Here is a 15,752-nt window from a genome sequence, read left to right on the forward strand (position 1 = left end):
CGCCAGCCTACCGCCGCCCTCCGACATCGTTCGCGGGCGCGATGTCGGTGGTCGGAGCTACCGTGAGGGACATGACGACGACCCTCCGTCGCGCCGAGGCGCGCCGAATCGCCCTGGCGGCCCAGGGCTTCGCCCGTCCGCGCCCCTCGACCGTCGGCACGCGTCAGATCACCGCTGCACTGCACCGCCTGCGCATCCTGCAGATCGACTCCGTCAACGTCTTCGCCCGTTCCCACTACATGCCCCTCTTCGCCCGCCTCGGCTCGTACGACCCCGCGCTGCTCGACAGACTGGCGTTCTCGCGTCGGCCGGCTTGGGTCGAGTCCTGGGCGCACGTGGCATCCCTCGTCTCGGTCGACGATTGGCCCCTGCTGCAGTTCCGACGCGATGACATGCGCCGCAAGTACGGTCACGACGCCTGGGCCGAGGCGAATCAGCCCCTCCTGCAATGGCTCCGCGACGAGTTGGCCGAGCGCGGGCCCCTCCGGCCGGCCGAGATCGACCACGATGCCCGAAGCGGCACCCGGGGCGCGTGGTGGGGCTGGGACGACGTCAAGAACGGTCTCGAGCGGTTGTGGTTGTTCGGCGACGTCGCGATCGCCGGGCGACGCGGGTTCGAGCGACGCTACGCCCTGGCCTCCGACGTGCTGCCCACCGCCGCCCTCGAGACGACGGTCCCCCGCGCCGAGGCCATCACCGAGCTGGTGCGCCGCGCCGCCGTCGCCTACGGCGTCGGAACGGCGTCCGATCTGGCCGATTACTGGCGTATCCGAGATCGGCCCGCCGTCTTGGCCGGTATCCGCGATCTCGTCGACGCCGGCGAACTGCTACCGGTCGAGGTGGAGGGGTGGCAGATCGCGGGTCGTCCCGCCAAGGCCTGGGTGCACCGAGACGCCGCCCGGCCGCGAAAGGTCGACGCCGCGGCGATCCTGACGCCCTTCGACCCGGTGGTGTGGTTCCGCGACCGCGCGGAGCGCCTGTTCGATTTCGACTACCGCATCGAGATCTACACCCCGGCGCCGCAGCGCCGGTTCGGCTACTACTCGCTGCCGGTGATCGTCGGTGACGACATCGTGGGCCGGCTCGATCTCAAGGCCGACCGCGCCTCGAGCGCCCTGCGCGTGCAATCGGCGTGGTGGGAGGTCGGTGCGCCCCCGGAAGCCGCGGAACGCATCGCCGCTGAACTTCTCGCGGCCGCGCGCTGGCAGGGTCTCGAGAAGGTGACCGTGTCGCGCTGGGGCGACGCGTCGGACGCCATCGCCGGTGCGCTCGCGGCGGAGCGGCACGAGCACCCCGACGGCCGGTCGAACTGAAGCGCCCCCTCCGCCGGAGCGGAGGGGGCGTGTTCGGTCAGAACTGCACGCGGGGTGGTTCCGAGATCGCGGCGCCGTCGATGACCTCGAAGAACTCGCGTTCGCGGAAGCCGAGCTGGCGCGCGAAAAGGTTGTTGGGGAACACCTTGATCTTGGTGTTCAGCTCTCGGACGCCGCCGTTGTAGAACCGGCGCGACGCCTGGATCTTGTCTTCGGTGTCGACGATCGAGTGCTGCAGCTGCAGGAAGTTCTGGCTCGCCTGCAGCTGCGGGTATGCCTCGGCCACGGCGAACAGCGACTTCAACGCTTGCTGCATGTGTCCCTCGGCGACACCGGCCTCAGCGGGGCTCTGCGCCGACAGTGTCTCGGCGCGGGCGCGCGTGACGTTCTCGAACACGGCCTTCTCGTGCGCCGCGTACCCCTTCACCGTCTCGATGAGGTTGGGCAGCAGGTCGGCGCGCCGTTTGAGCTGCACCGTGATGTCGCTCCATGCCTCGTCGACGCGCACGTTCAGCGCGACCAGAGCGTTGTAGGTGGCCCAGAGGTAGATGCCCGCGATCACCAGGATGCCGACGATCACAATGACCGGTACGAGCCACTCCCACATAAGTCCCCACACTTCCGTTCGAGAGATTGCTCTTCAGTGTAACTACGGGGTGGGGCGGGGGCCGGGCGGTGCTATGGACTCCCAGCGGATCTGGATCGAGTCGACGGCGATCCCGGCGAGCCGGATCGTCATGTACCCCCGGTGGGACTCGAACCCACACTGAAGCGATTTTAAGTCGCCTGCCTCTGCCATTGGGCTACGGGGGCCCTGTTCCACCGTATCGCGGGGCGACTCCGGCCCGCCGAGGTCCATCTTGAGGATCGGGTGGGCGACGCACCGGCGCCGGATGCCGCGGGCCCGGCGTATCGACACCGACTTCGCCGGACCGCGCGGGCCCGCAGACCCCCATCCGGAATCACGAGACCCCCGCACCCGGAAGGGTGCGGGGGTCTCGAAACGAAAGGTTCTACTTCGCCGCGACGGGCTCGGCTTTCTTTTCGACCGGAGCCGGAGCATCGGCCGCCGGAGCCGCCGGACGCGGGCGAGCGGCGAACTCCTCGAACGCGGCGCGCGGCTGCTGCACGGCCTCGAGCGACACGACCTCGCGGCCGTGCAGGAAGTTCTGCATCCAGTCGCCGACCACGCGGAACTTGCGCTCCCACGTGGGCATGGCCAGGCCGTGGTAGCCGCGGTGGGCGAACCAGGCGATCAGGCCGGTCAGGGCGATGTTGCCCGACTGGAAGGCACCGTTGTACAGGCCGAGACCTGCAACGGCACCGAGGTTCTTGTGGAAGTACTGCTTGGGCTCCTCGCCGCGCAGGACCGCCACGATGTTCTTCGCCATGAGCTTGCCCTGGCGCACCGCGTGCTGGGCGTTGGGGACGCAGAAGCCGCCCACGCCGCCACCCGACAGGTCGGGGACGGCCGAGACGTCACCGGCGGCCCAGGCACCCTCGACGATGTCCTCGTCGGTTCCGACGCGAAGGTCGGGGCGGGTGCGGATGCGACCGCGCTCCTCGACGGGCAGGTCGCTGCCGCGCACGACCGTGGGGTTGGCCATGACACCGGCGGTCCAGATGATGAGGTCGGTCGGCAGGTTCTCACCGGTGGAGAGCTCGACCACGCCGTCGACGGCGCCCTTGACCTGCGTGTCGAGGTGCACGAACGCACCCTTCTTCGCCAGGTCGGCAAGGACCCACTCGCTCGTCTTCTGCGACACCTCGGGCATGATGCGGCCCATTGCCTCGATGAGGTGGAAGTGCGTGTCGTCGAACGTCAGCGTCGGGTACTGCTTCAGCAGCGACGAGGCGTAGGCGCGGAGCTCGGCGAACACCTCGATGCCGGCGAAGCCACCGCCGACGACGACGACGGTCAGCAGACGGTCGCGCTCGGGACCCGCGGGCAGCACGGACGCCTTGTCGAAGTTCGAGGTGAGGCGGTCGCGGATGGCGACGGCCTCTTCGATGGTCTTGAGGCCGATCGCGTTGTCGGCGATGCCGGGGATCGGGAAGGTGCGCGAGACGGCGCCGGCGGTGACGACGATCTGGTCGTAGCCCTGCTCGAAGGTGTCGTCGCCCGCGATCGGAGTGATCGTGGCGGTCTTGGTCGCGTGCGAGATGCCCGTGATCTTGCCGGCGATGACCGTGGTGCGCTTGAGGTGGCGGCGAAGGCCCACCACGACATGGCGCGGCTCGATCTCGCCCGCGGCGACCTCGGGGAGGAAAGGCTGGTACGTCATGTACGGCAGCGGGTCGACGAGCGTGACTTCGGCTTCGCCTCGACCGAGGAGCTTCTCGAGCTTCCACGCGGTGTAGAAACCTGCGTAGCCCCCACCGACGATGAGGATTCTGGGCACGGTAGTGGTCACGATGGGAGGGACTCCTCGTTAATGATGCGGCTCGGCTCGCGGGAGGTGCGCGCCTGTCGGGATCGCCGGGCAGCAGCAGTGACGCCGAGCGCAATCATTATAGCGGCCAGCGTGGCAGCACCGAGCGGCAACGACCCGTAGAGCACGCTATCGCGCGACGGCAGCAGAGGCGAACTCGCCTGCGGGGCCGATTCGACGGGTGGGAGTGGCGGGATGGTGACGGGGCTCGCGCTCGGCTCGGGCGCCGGTGCGGCGTCCGCTCTGCGGTAGAGACGGACCCACTCCGTGAGGCTCCCCAGCGGGTTCTCGCTCACGGTCGCGACCGGGCTCGACGACACCGCGCCGGCGGCATCCACCAGGCCGTAGCCGTACAGCTTGTCGGGCTTGGCCGACGCGCCCGCGGCCGGCTTCGCCGTCTGGATCAGGCGGTTGAGGACGTTGTCGGCGTCGAGTTCGGGATGCGCGGCACGCACCAGCGCGGCGATGCCCGCGACGATGGGGGCCGCGCCGCTCGTGCCGTTCCACTGCACCAGGCTGCCGTCGGCTGAGACGCCGATCAGACGCTCACTGGGGGCGGAGAGGCCGATCGTGATGCCCTGTGTCGACGCACTGTTGCTCGCGGCGCCACTCGGGTCGACACCGCCCACGGCCAAGACGCCCGGGATCGTGGCCGGAGCGCCGACCCGGTCGGTGCCGCTCCCCCGGTTACCGGCCGCGACGACGACGACGACGTTCTTGTCGAAGGCGTACTCGAACGCTTCGTCCCAGCTGCGGTCCCAGTCCAGGGTGTTCGTCGTCAGGGAGAGGTTGATGACGGTGGCGCCGTTGTCGACGGCCCATTTCATGGCCTCGGCGATCTGCTCGGTGAACGGCTTCGACGTCGTCGCACCGAATCCGACCGAGATCGACAACAGCTCGGCCTCGGGGGCGACCCCGATCATGCCGCGGCCGTTGCCGGTGCCGCGGGCGGCGGCGAGCGAGGCGACCCAGCTGCCGTGGTTGGCATCCACCGCCCCGACGGGGGTGCGTCCGTCGGACGATCCGACGCCCGAGACGTCGATGCCGCCGACGACGGCGCCGCTGAACTCCGTCGGGCCGCGGCCGATGCCGGTGTCGATGATGGCGATCTTCTGACCGGCTCCCCGCGTGGTCTTCCACGCCTCGCGGACACCGTACTGGTCGAGCCAGTACTCCGCCGCGCGCACCGAGTCCGTGGGGTCTTCGGCGACGGGGCCGGCCGGCGCCTGCGGAGCCGCCGTCGACAGGACGGGTGTCGCCGTCGCGCCCGTCAGCAGCGTCACCAGGATGACGGACGCCACGGCGACGACGACGCGCTTCATCCGCCGGTCCCCGGGCTCTCGCACTGGCAGCGTTCCGGCGACCACGTGCCGCGCTCGAGGGCTCGGTCGCCGATGGGGTTCACGCCCGGACCGGCCGCCAGCGCATGCCCCGCGAGGGCGTGCAAGCACTTCACGCGGGTGGGCATGCCCCCGGCCGAGATACCCGCGATCTCTTCGGGCTCCCCGTAGGCGGCCCGGTCGCGGAGGTAGGCCTGGTGAGCCGCCTCGTACTGCTGCCGCAGGTCTTCGCTCTCGGCGAGCTCGTCGGAGAACTCCTTCATGACATGCCCCGCTTCGAGCACCGACATCGCGGCGGTCGCGGCCGGGTGGGTGAGGTAGTAGAACGTGGGGAACGGGCTGCCGTCATCGAGACGGGGCGAGGTCGCCACCACCGTCGGGTTCCCGCACGCGCATCGTGCGGCGATCCCGATGACTCCGCGGGGAACGCGTCCGAGCTGCGACTTGAGCACAGCCAGATCGGCGTCGGAGGCGGGGGGAAGAGTTGCGGTAGTCATCGCTTCCAGGGTACCCGGCCCCTCCGTTGCGCGTCGGGAGGCGGGACGGATGCCGTCAGGGTGCGGGAGCGTCGGGTGCGGGCGTCGGGTCGGGCACGCCGATCGTCGGCACCGCGACCTGCGCCGCACCGGACGCGGTGACCGAGCGCACCAGCTGCGCCATCCAGTCGGTCCGCGTCTGGCCGACGTCCCCGCTGACGTCGTCCTGCTCCTGAGGCGTCGCCGAAGCGGGCAGGTCGTTGTCGATGAGATAGACGACCTCACCGGGGAAGGTGTAGCCGAGGCGCTCGCGCGCCTGCGTACGGATGTACGCGGGGTCCGACCACCGGTCGCGCTGCATCTGCAGATCCTCGACCTCGGACTGGCTGATCTTCACCGCGCTCTCGAGCGCCTGGATCTGCTGACGCTGGTCCATGTACGTCCCCACCGTGGGCACGAGCACGAAGGTGCCCAGCACGACCAGCCCGAGCATAATCACCACGAAGCCCGAGACGCGCACGCGGCCGAGCCAGTCGCGCACGTCCACGCGGCGTTCGGGCACCGACGGTCGCGGCGGACGATCGGGCCGGGCGCCGGGCGCACGCTTCGGTGTCTTCTTCGCCTTCGGCACCTCGGATGCCACGGGGCGGCCGGGAGGAAGAGTCGGTCGTTCCACGTTCCCTTCCTTCGTTCCGTGTGCTGTCGTTCGGGCCGCAGGCGAGTCTACGTCGCGCCCTGGGGGCACTCCGGGGACGCGCCGAAGGCTCGGCGTCCGCTCAGACGGGGTCCCCCGTCTTCGGCCGGGACGGCGGGACCGCGGCCGCCGGGCATGCGCCACCGGGTACGCCCCGCGACCGCAGACCCGGGAAACGAGAGGGAGGGGAAGCCTCGCGGCTCCCCCTCCCTCGGATCGAACGGTCAGCCCTTGAAACGGGGGAACGCCGAGCGGCCGGCGAAGACCGCGGCGTCGCCGAGGTCTTCTTCGATGCGCAGCAGCTGGTTGTACTTCGCGACGCGCTCGCTGCGGGCCGGGGCACCGGTCTTGATCTGGCCGGCGTTGACCGCGACGGCCAGGTCGGCGATCGTGGTGTCTTCCGTCTCGCCCGAGCGGTGCGAGAGCATCGAGGTGTAGCCCGAGCGGGTGGCCAGGTTGATGGCGTCCAGCGTCTCGCTCAGCGTGCCGATCTGGTTGACCTTCACGAGCAGCGAGTTGGCGATGCCGAGGTCGATGCCCTTCTGCAGGCGCTGGGGGTTGGTGACGAACAGGTCGTCACCGACGAGCTGAACCTTGGAGCCGATGGCATCCGTCAGCTTCTTCCAACCGTCCCAGTCGTCCTCGGCGAGCGCGTCTTCGATGGTCACGATGGGGAAGTTGGCGACGAGGTCGGCGAAGTAGTCGACGAGCTGGTCGACGCTCCACTCCTTGCCCTCGACCGTGTAGACGCCGTCCGTGAAGAACTCGGTGGCGGCGACGTCGAGGCCGACGGCGATGTCCTGACCGGGGGTGAAGCCGGCCTTCTCGATCGCGCGGATGAGGAAGTCGAGGCCCTCGCGGTTGCTGGGCAGGTCGGGGGCGAAGCCGCCCTCGTCGCCGAGACCGGTGTTGTAGCCCGCGGACTTCAGCTCGCCCTTGAGGACGTGGTAGACCTCGGTGCCCCAGCGCAGCGACTCGCTGTAGGTGTCGGCGCCGATGGGCGCGAGGAAGAACTCCTGGAAGTCGATGCCGTTGTCGGCGTGCTCGCCACCGTTGATGACGTTGAACAGCGGCACGGGCAGCAGGTGCGCGTTGGGGCCGCCGAGGTAGCGGAACAGGGGCAGGTCGGCGCTGTCGGCGGCGGCCTTGGCGACGGCGAGCGAGACGCCGAGGATGGCGTTGGCGCCGGTGCGCGACTTGTTCTCGGTGCCGTCGGTCTCGATGAGGATCTCGTCGATGATGCGCTGCTCGCTGGCTTCGACGCCCTCGATGGCGGGGCCCAGCTCGTCGACGACCGCGGCGACGGCCTTGAGGACGCCCTTGCCGCTGTAGCGGCTCTTGTCGCCGTCGCGCAGCTCGTAGGCCTCGAACGCGCCGGTGGACGCGCCGGAGGGGACGGCCGCCCGCTGGACGATTCCGTCGTCGAGGAGCACCTCCACCTCGACGGTCGGGTTACCGCGCGAATCCAGGATCTCGCGCGCGTTGACAGCCTCGATAAGTGCCACGAAGGACTCCTCGTTGGTTCTGGGGAAAGAGGGCGGAACGTCGTCGGTCCGTCGTCGAGTCTAGTGACACGGGGTGGCGGCCGTGGGGACGGATGCCGGTCGGCCGCGGATTCGCGAATCGCGAGGCGACTCAGCCCTCGACGTCATCGTCGGGCGCGAGGCCGTCCGTTCGACGTGCTCGCGGACCTCGCGACGGGCTCAAGAGGTTGCGGTGCCCACGACGATCGCCAGCGCGATACCGTCCCACCCCTTGCGGTCGAGGGTCTGCAGGGCTGTGGCGTCGAAGCGGGGGTCTGCGCCGAGCATCTCCACGCCGCGGCGCGCGCCCTGGACCTTCGAGTCGGGGGTGTCGGCGTCGGCGACCTCTCCCCCGCGCACGACGTTGTCGAGCACGACGACGGTTCCGCGCCGCCCCAGGCGCGCCGCCCAGTCGAGATACAGGGGGTTGGATTCCTTGTCGGCGTCGATGAAGACGAGGTCGAACGCCTCCCCGCCAGCAAGCGTCGGCAGCACGTCCGCTCCGCTTCCGATGCGCACCTCGACACGGTCGCCAACCCCGGCGCGCTCGAGGTTGGCGCGGGCGATCTCGGCGTTGGCCGGTTCGGCCTCGATCGTCACGACACGGCCGGCGGGGCCGACGGCGCGGGCGAACCAGATCGTGGAGTATCCGCCGAGGGTGCCGATCTCGAGCACTCGCCGCGCGCCGGCGATGCGGGCGAGCAGATGCAGGAACTTCCCGTTGACGGGGGCCACCTCGATCGCCGGGAGGCCGGCGTCGTGCTGCGCCCGCAACGCGGCATCCAGCATCGGATCGTCACCGACGAGGGTCGCGGTGAGGAAGGCATCGACGTCAACGTGGGTGGGCACGATCCCACCCTGTCGGCGCGGGCGGCGCCGGTCAACGCCCACCGCGCGGAGGCACACGTCCCGTTCGAGGACGCACGGGCCCGACGTCGGTGACGTGTCACGGTGCGTCTGATCCCGCGGCCGCCTCGAGCGCCGCGAGCACCGCCGGCAGCAGCGCCTCGGCGGTGCGCCGGTATCCCAGGGCACTCGGGTGGAAGCGGTCGACACTGAACATCTCGTCGGGGTGCTCGGCAAACACCGGACCCACCGCCCGCGAGAGGGCGACGACGCGACCACCCGCGCGATGGACCGCGGTGGCCTGCGCGGCAGCCAACTGCCGTGAGGAGCGCGCGGCGAGCGCACGGAGAGGCTGCGGGATCGCGCGGAGCGTCCCGAGGTCCGGACACGTTCCCACCACCACCGGGATGCCGTCGTCGCGCAGCGCTCGCACGACCTCCTCGAGCTGCTCGGCGGAACGGGATGCCGGGATGCGATGCGTCACGTCGTTGCCACCGACGACGATCACGGCGGCATCCGCTCGGTACTTCACCGGAAGGGCGGCGATCTGCCCCGCGAGGGCCGATGTCTCGGACCCCACGACGGCGACGGTGCGCAACCGCACCGGGCGACCCGCCTGCCGCGCGATGCCCTTCGCCAGGCGCGCGCCGAGCGTATCGCGCCGGTGCCCCGCGCCGAGACCCGCGGCGATCGAGTCCCCGAGCAGCAGGAGCTCGACCGGCTCTCCCGGATGCTTCTTACGGCGCCAGACCCGGTCGGCATCCAGCGCGTCTTCGCCGAGGGGCTTGCCGATGCGGCGCCGGGCGATCGCCGCTTGGCGCGTGAGCAGGGCGCGCAGCCCCACCGCCGCCGCACTCAGCACGGCGATCGACGACGCGGCCGTCACGGTGAGGGGCCGACGCGCAGACATGCTCCGATGACACTCGCCCCTGGTGAACGCCCGGCGTACGCCGCATGACGGTGCGGCAACGGCGGGCTCCCGGCATCCCGTGTGTTCCCGACAAGACTCGGGATGCCGGCCGGACACGCGGCGGAGGCCGGCCCTCGCAGCCTCAGGATGCTGCCACGGGAGGGGTCGGCGTCCGCCGTCGGACGACCGCACCCCGGCGCGACTCAAGCCAGTGGTTTGAACTCCAGCTCATCGGCTGCGGTGTCGGTGCCGACGGAGGCGAACGAGGTGTAGCCGTCGGCCGCGGAGCGCTCGAGCAGGGCCTTCATGTTCTTCGCCCGCTGCTCTATTCGCACGCGCGCGCCCTCGGCGACGAGCTGCGCCTTCATCGCGAGCAGCCGGGCGAGAGGGACGTCTCGATCGTGCACGAGCACGATGGAGCGCTCTCCCTCGGCGTCGGTGTCGGGCAGCAGGTCGACGATCCTCTCGAAGCCGATCGAGAATCCCACGGCCGGGACCTGCTGGCCGAGGAAGCGACCGATCATGCCGTCGTAACGTCCTCCGCCGCCCAGCGAGTAGTCGACGCTCGGGTGCGCCAGCTCGAAGATGGTGCCGGTGTAGTAGCCCATCCCGCGCACGAGGAACGGGTCGAAGACCAGCGGCGCATCGGCACCTCGGGCTGCGGCGACGGTGTCGCCCAGGGCCACGAGGTGGGAGATGACCTCGTCGGGGATGCCGTCGGGAAGGGCCGCACGGATACCGACCTCGTCGAACGACGGCGACGTCGACGGCCGGTCGAGGTACGCGGCGAGAGCATCGACGGCGCCCGCGTCGGCTCCCCGCCCGCGGAGTTCCGCCACGACGCCCGAGGGGCCGACCTTGTCGAGCTTGTCGATCGTGATCAGCACGCCGGGTCGCTCGCCGGGGGCGAAGCCGAACACGTCGAGCATCGCGTCGAGCACGCGGCGGTCGTTCACCCGGATCGAGCCGCCCGTGAGTCCGAGGGCGTCGAGCACGTCGAGACTCGCGATCATGAGCTCGGCCTCGGCGCGGGCGGTGGCATCGCCGATGATGTCGATGTCGCACTGCAGGAACTGCCGATAGCGCCCCTTCTGCGGACGCTCGGCGCGCCACACCGGCGCCATCTGGACGGCGCGGAACACCGTCGGCAGCTGTGCACGGTTCGTCGCGTAGAAACGGGCGAGCGGAACGGTGAGGTCGTAGCGCAGACCCAGGTCGGCGAGGGCGGCCGGGTCGTCGGCCGCGGCGCGGATGCCCTCGGCATCCATCCCCCGCTTGAGGATGCTGAACGACAGCTTCTCGTTGTCACCGCCGATACCGGCGTGGAGGCGGTCGTAGTCCTCCATGACGGGGGTCTCGATCTCGTCGAACCCGTGCGCGCGGTAGCGCTCGCGGATGACGGCGAGCACGCGCTCGCGACGGGCCTTGTCAGCGGGGAGGAAGTCGCGCATGCCGCGCGGCGGGTTCACGGATGCCACGGTCCCATTGTTCCAGGCTCCGGCGGCAGGTCTGGATGCGGGCGGGGCGGCCGACGCCGGGTCCGCTCGAGGCGAGCGCTGATCGCCCGTCGCGCACTGTCACCGTGCCCCTGCGTGTCGAGGGGTGATCTCGCGGGAGGAGCCGCTCAGCCGGCCGGTGCTCCGCGGTCTCGCTCCGCGGTCTGCACCTCGGCGCGCAGAATGCGAAGGCGCTCGCGCAGGGCGCGTTCGGCATCCCACCCGCGGATGCGTCCCAGATGCACCAGCGTCAGCAGCGCGTCACCCAGCTCGGCCTCGGTCTCGGGATCCGCGAGCCGGTGCGACGGGGCGGGCACCCCGGTCTGCGCCGCCTTGCTCAGGACCTTCTGCGCGAGCGCGAGCGAGGGCATGTGGTCGCTGACTCCATCGAGGACGCTCGTGCGCGCACGCTTCTCGGCCGCCTTCGCCGCGTTCCAGTGAACGAGGACCTCCTCGGGAGTGGATGCCACGGCATCCCCGAACACGTGAGGATGACGCCGCACCATCTTCTCGGTCAGGCCGCGCGCCACATCGTCGATGTCGAAAGGATCGACGGGGTCGCCCGCGGCGATCTCGGCGTGGAACAACACCTGCCACAGCAGGTCGCCGAGCTCTTCGCGCAGGTCGGCACGGGTGCCCGCCTCGACCGCGTCGATCACCTCGGCGCTCTCCTCCACCAAGTACGGCACGAGGTCGCGATGGTCGATCTGCTGCGTCCACACGCACCGCTCGCGCACGGTGTGCATGGTCTCGGCGGCCTCGCGCAGGGCGTCGTCGCTCACGGGAACTCCTTCCGCGACCCGTGACGTCCGGCACCCACCGGTCCCGCGGGAAACGCTCCCCCGAGTATGCCCCCGCGCGCCGTCACCGGTCAGGCCCGCGTCCGTCACACGCTGTCCGATTCGCGGAGATCTCCCGAGTTCGAGACGGGTGGTGGTCCGACTCGGCCCCGATTGCACACCGGGGCGCCGAGGCTCGGCGAGTACGGGCGGAGCATGACCTGTGCGCAACTCCGGAAGATTGCGCTCGTACGCCTGCGGAAAGCGGGAAAGACGGTGTTCGGGCAACCGCAGCCCGGAGAATATCCGGATTTCGGCGCGGAGACGTTGCCCGTAAGCGGCGCCGCGCCGCCCCGCACGAGCACCCCACCGGTCCCGTGTCATCTGCGCGCAACGCGACGCCGATAATCTTGGCCGTGTGCGTGATCTGACCCCGACCGAGGCCATCGACCTCGTGGGCCGCTTCGAAGCCGGCCAAGAGCTCCCCGAACAGATGCGTGCCGACGTGCGCCTGCTCGGATCGCTATTGGGCCGAGTCCTTCGGGAGAGCGGCTCCCCTGGCCTGTACGACGACGTCGAAAGACTGCGTACAGCAACGATCCAGGCCTACACCGACGAGACGTCCGCGGCGTTCGAGCGAGCCGCGGCCATCGCCGACGACTTCTCGATCGAGCGGGCCGACGAAGTCGCCCGCGCCTTCACGGCGTACTTCCACCTCGTCAACCTCGTCGAAGAGCATCAGCGCGTGCGCGTCCTGCGCGAGCGCGGTGATCAGCCATCGCGCAGCGGCATCCCCGACACGATCGCCAGCGCCTTCGAGAGGCTGTCGAGCGAGGTCGGCGAAGAGACCGCCCTCGCGCGTCTCCAGGCCCTGCGCTTCCACCCGGTCTTCACCGCGCACCCCACTGAGGCCCGCCGCCGAGCGATCTCGACGAGCATCCGTCGCCTGTCGGAACTCCTCGGCGAACGCGACGCCGCGGGTGAGAACGCGGCCGAGACGCGCCGCACCGAGCGTCGCATGCTGGAAGAGATCGACACGCTCTGGCGAACTGCTCCCCTCCGCCGCGAGAAGCCGTCTCCCGTCGACGAGGTGCGGTCGGTCATGGCCGTGTTCGACGAGACCCTGTACACCGCCGTGCCTCACGTCTACCGCCGCATCGACGACATCCTCCAGGGCGAGAACGCGGGATCCCGTGCGCCCATCGTGAAGCCGTTCGTCCGCGTCGGCTCCTGGGTCGGTGGAGACCGTGACGGCAACCCGTTCGTCACGGCGTCCGTCACCCGCAAGGCCGCCTCGATCGCGAGCGAGCATGTGCTCCTGGGCCTCGAGCGCACCGCACTGCGCGTGGGACGAGGTCTGACGCTGGATGCCGGTACCACCCCGCCCAGCGACGCCCTCGTCGCCCTGTGGCACCGCCTCCGTGCCGCCGACGAAGACGCCGCAACGGAGATCGCCGAGCGCTCACCCGAGGAACCGCATCGCCGCATCCTGCTGCTGCTGGCCCGGAAGATCGCCGCGACCCGTACCCGTAACGCCGATCTGGCGTACCGCGACCCCGAGCACCTGCTGGCCGATCTGCGAACGGTGCAAGAATCGCTCGTCGCCGCCGGCGCCGCGCGGCAGGCCTACGGCGCACTGCAGAGACTGGTGTGGCAGGTCGAGACGTACGGCTTCCACCTCACCGAGCTCGAGGTCCGCCAGCACTCGGCGGTGCACCGCAAGGTGCTCGACGAGCTTCGCGCCGGCGGACAGCGCAGCGAACTGACCGATGAGGTGCTCGAGGTCTTCCGCTCCATCGCCTACGTGCAGGAGCGCTTCGGACCTCGCGCCGCCGGCCGCTACATCGTCTCGTTCACCCAGTCGGCCGACGACCTCGCGAACGTGCACGAACTCGCGTCATACGCGATGGGCCCGGGCGAGCCTCTCCCCGTTCTCGACGTTATTCCGTTGTTCGAGACGTTCGCCGACCTGCAGGCGGCCCCCGGCATCCTCGCCGAGATCGTCACGCACCCCTCGTTCGTCAGCCGACTGGATGCCACCGGCCGTCGCCTCGAGGTCATGCTCGGCTACTCCGACTCGTCGAAGGACGTCGGTCCCGTCGCGGCGAACCTCGCCCTCTACGAGGCCCAGGCGCAGATCTCGACCTGGGCTGCAGCCGAGGGCATCGAGCTCACCCTCTTCCACGGTCGCGGCGGCGCTCTCGGTCGAGGCGGCGGACCCGCCAACTCGGCCATCCTCGCCCAGCCGCCGCACTCGGTCGACGGTCGGTTCAAGCTCACCGAGCAAGGCGAGGTCATCTTCGCGCGCTACGGCGACCCCGACATCGCGATGCGCCACATCGACCAGGTCGCGGCTGCCGTGCTCACGGCCTCCTCCCCCTCGATCGAGCGGCGCAACCGGGGCGCGGCCGACGCCTTCGCCGATGTCGCGCGCACGATGGACGTCGCTTCGCGGGAGCGGTTCTTCGCCCTGGTGAAGGCGCCCGGCTTCGCGCCGTGGTTCGCCACGGTCACGCCGATGGAGGAGCTCGGCCACCTCGCCCTCGGCTCGCGCCCCGCACGCCGAGGACTATCGGTCGAGTCGCTCGAAGACCTTCGCGCGATCCCGTGGGTCTTTTCGTGGACTCAGGCGCGCATCAACCTCGCGGGATGGTTCGGTCTCGGCACAGCACTCGACGCCGTCGACGATGAGCAGCGTCTCCGCGACGCGTACGAGCAGTGGCCGCTGTTCCGTACGATGATCGACAATGTCGCGATGAGCCTGGCGAAGGCCGACGAGCGCATCGCCCGCCGCTACCTCGCGCTCGGCGACCGGGACGACCTCGCTCAGCTCGTCATGGACGAGATGCTGCTCACCCGCTCGTGGGTCGAGCGCATCACCGGCGGCGATCTGCTCGGCAACAAGCCCGTTCTACAGCGCGCCGTGAAGATGCGCAGCCCGTACGTCGACGCCCTCTCTCTGCTGCAGCTGCGGGCGCTCCGCGCCCTACGCGATGCCTCGCCCGAGTCGGAGATCCCGGATGCCGAGCAGCAGCGGCTGCTGCTCCTGTCGGTGAGCGGCGTGGCTGCGGGTCTGCAGAACACCGGCTGAGCACGAACCGATCCAGTGACGCGCCGCTCCCCGAAAGGGTCACGGCGCGTCTCTGTTTTCCCGCGACGTCGAACGCGTTCGTCGAGACGAGCTGTCAGTCGAGACGACGGTCTGAGACGTGGCGGGACAGGCTCCGGCCGTAGCGCTCGGTGAGCTGCACCATCAGGTCGGGTGTTTCGCGGTCCAGTCCGAAGACGTAACCGGGGAAGTCGAGCTCCTTCTGCGCGGCCCAGATCTCTTCGTGGCGGTCGGGCGCGAGAATGAGCAGCGGGTCACCGACCGCGACCCAGGAAATCGGCACGACGGTCCCCGCGGGGAGCACGGTGCGCACGTGGACCACCGCATTGATCCGCACTTCGCTGCGATCCCCGATCTCCGCCCCGTTGAAGACCCGGGTACCGGTCGCGAGGAAGACCTCGGCACCGATGTCGGCACCGGCGATACTCGCCATCGGACCGATGAGGGTGTGCGGTCCGATATGTACAGCGTGGGTCGAGCTGGCCCGGACGAGGGCGTTCTCCATCACGATGGTGTTCTCCCCCAGCACCACCGGGCTGCCCTCGGCGGTGAGGACGGCACCGTGAAGAACCTGGCACCCCGCCCCGATGGTCACGTCTCCGCTGATGACGGCCGTGGGGGCGACGACGGCGTCAGGATGAATTCGGGGATCGGCCCCGAGGTGACTGAAGAGCATGGCGGCATCCTTTCCCTCGATGCGGTCAGCGTAGCGCCGACGCGCCTGGCCAAGCGACGTGCGCCGGGTACGACGAAGCGCTGGTACGTGCTCCCCCGAAGGGAAAGCTCGTACCAGCGCTCGCTAATGGGTGGGGGTGAAATGCGAAATGGCCACCC

The 15,752-nt window shown here is 70.1% G+C and carries 13 protein-coding genes and 1 tRNA gene; 2 read left to right on the forward strand and 12 right to left on the reverse strand.

Annotated features, from left to right (window positions below; genetic code table 11):
* Positions 1-71: 71 nt before the first annotated feature.
* Positions 72-1,313, forward strand: coding sequence for a winged helix-turn-helix domain-containing protein (locus FHS07_RS12100; RefSeq protein WP_183420127.1), 1,242 nt, complete (start codon positions 72-74; stop codon positions 1,311-1,313).
* Positions 1,314-1,350: 37 nt separating this feature from the next.
* On the opposite strand, the gene FHS07_RS12105 is transcribed toward FHS07_RS12100, so the two are convergent.
* The 11 genes from FHS07_RS12105 to FHS07_RS12155 form a co-directional block, all read right to left on the reverse strand.
* The gene (locus tag FHS07_RS12105; protein ID WP_183420173.1) at positions 1,351-1,920 is read right to left on the reverse strand and encodes a LemA family protein; all 570 of its coding nucleotides are present in this window, start codon (positions 1,918-1,920) and stop codon (positions 1,351-1,353) included.
* 133 nt (positions 1,921-2,053) lie between these two features.
* A tRNA-Leu gene (locus tag FHS07_RS12110) sits at positions 2,054-2,126 on the reverse strand.
* Between the two features lie 200 nt (positions 2,127-2,326).
* On the reverse strand, positions 2,327-3,715 hold the full coding sequence (locus FHS07_RS12115; protein WP_183420128.1) for an FAD-dependent oxidoreductase: 1,389 nt from the start codon (positions 3,713-3,715) through the stop codon (positions 2,327-2,329).
* Positions 3,716-3,723: 8 nt separating this feature from the next.
* Positions 3,724-5,067: a S8 family serine peptidase gene (locus FHS07_RS12120; RefSeq protein ID WP_183420129.1), complete on the reverse strand. Its 1,344-nt coding sequence runs from the start codon at positions 5,065-5,067 to the stop codon at positions 3,724-3,726.
* A complete protein-coding gene (locus tag FHS07_RS12125) occupies positions 5,064-5,582 on the reverse strand; it encodes a DUF501 domain-containing protein (protein ID WP_183420130.1) in 519 nt (172 codons plus the stop codon). Before FHS07_RS12125 ends, FHS07_RS12120 begins: the two co-directional genes overlap by 4 nt.
* A gap of 55 nt (positions 5,583-5,637) precedes the next feature.
* Positions 5,638-6,237, reverse strand: coding sequence for an FtsB family cell division protein (locus tag FHS07_RS12130; RefSeq protein WP_343054704.1), 600 nt, complete (start codon positions 6,235-6,237; stop codon positions 5,638-5,640).
* A 242-nt stretch (positions 6,238-6,479) separates the two neighbouring features.
* Positions 6,480-7,760: a phosphopyruvate hydratase gene (gene eno / locus FHS07_RS12135; protein ID WP_183420131.1), complete on the reverse strand. Its 1,281-nt coding sequence runs from the start codon at positions 7,758-7,760 to the stop codon at positions 6,480-6,482.
* Positions 7,761-7,958: 198 nt separating this feature from the next.
* Positions 7,959-8,627 carry a class I SAM-dependent methyltransferase gene (locus FHS07_RS12140; protein WP_183420132.1) on the reverse strand — a complete coding sequence of 223 codons (669 nt, stop codon included), beginning with the start codon at positions 8,625-8,627 and terminating at the stop codon, positions 7,959-7,961.
* 97 nt (positions 8,628-8,724) lie between these two features.
* On the reverse strand, positions 8,725-9,534 hold the full coding sequence (locus FHS07_RS12145; protein WP_183420133.1) for an SGNH/GDSL hydrolase family protein: 810 nt from the start codon (positions 9,532-9,534) through the stop codon (positions 8,725-8,727).
* A gap of 203 nt (positions 9,535-9,737) precedes the next feature.
* Positions 9,738-10,985: a histidine--tRNA ligase gene (gene hisS / locus FHS07_RS12150; protein WP_221189491.1), complete on the reverse strand. Its 1,248-nt coding sequence runs from the start codon at positions 10,983-10,985 to the stop codon at positions 9,738-9,740.
* Positions 10,986-11,158: 173 nt separating this feature from the next.
* On the reverse strand, positions 11,159-11,776 hold the full coding sequence (locus FHS07_RS12155; RefSeq protein ID WP_183420175.1) for a nucleoside triphosphate pyrophosphohydrolase: 618 nt from the start codon (positions 11,774-11,776) through the stop codon (positions 11,159-11,161).
* 451 nt (positions 11,777-12,227) lie between these two features.
* On the opposite strand from FHS07_RS12155, the gene FHS07_RS12160 reads away from it, so the two are divergent.
* Positions 12,228-14,900, forward strand: a complete 2,673-nt coding sequence (locus FHS07_RS12160; RefSeq protein ID WP_183420135.1) for a phosphoenolpyruvate carboxylase — start codon at positions 12,228-12,230, stop codon at positions 14,898-14,900.
* Positions 14,901-14,994: 94 nt separating this feature from the next.
* On the opposite strand, the gene FHS07_RS12165 is transcribed toward FHS07_RS12160, so the two are convergent.
* A complete protein-coding gene (locus FHS07_RS12165) occupies positions 14,995-15,594 on the reverse strand; it encodes a gamma carbonic anhydrase family protein (RefSeq protein ID WP_183420136.1) in 600 nt (199 codons plus the stop codon).
* Positions 15,595-15,752: the final 158 nt, after the last annotated feature.

The organism is Microbacterium proteolyticum, assembly GCF_014192415.1.
Classification (GTDB): domain Bacteria; phylum Actinomycetota; class Actinomycetes; order Actinomycetales; family Microbacteriaceae; genus Microbacterium; species Microbacterium proteolyticum.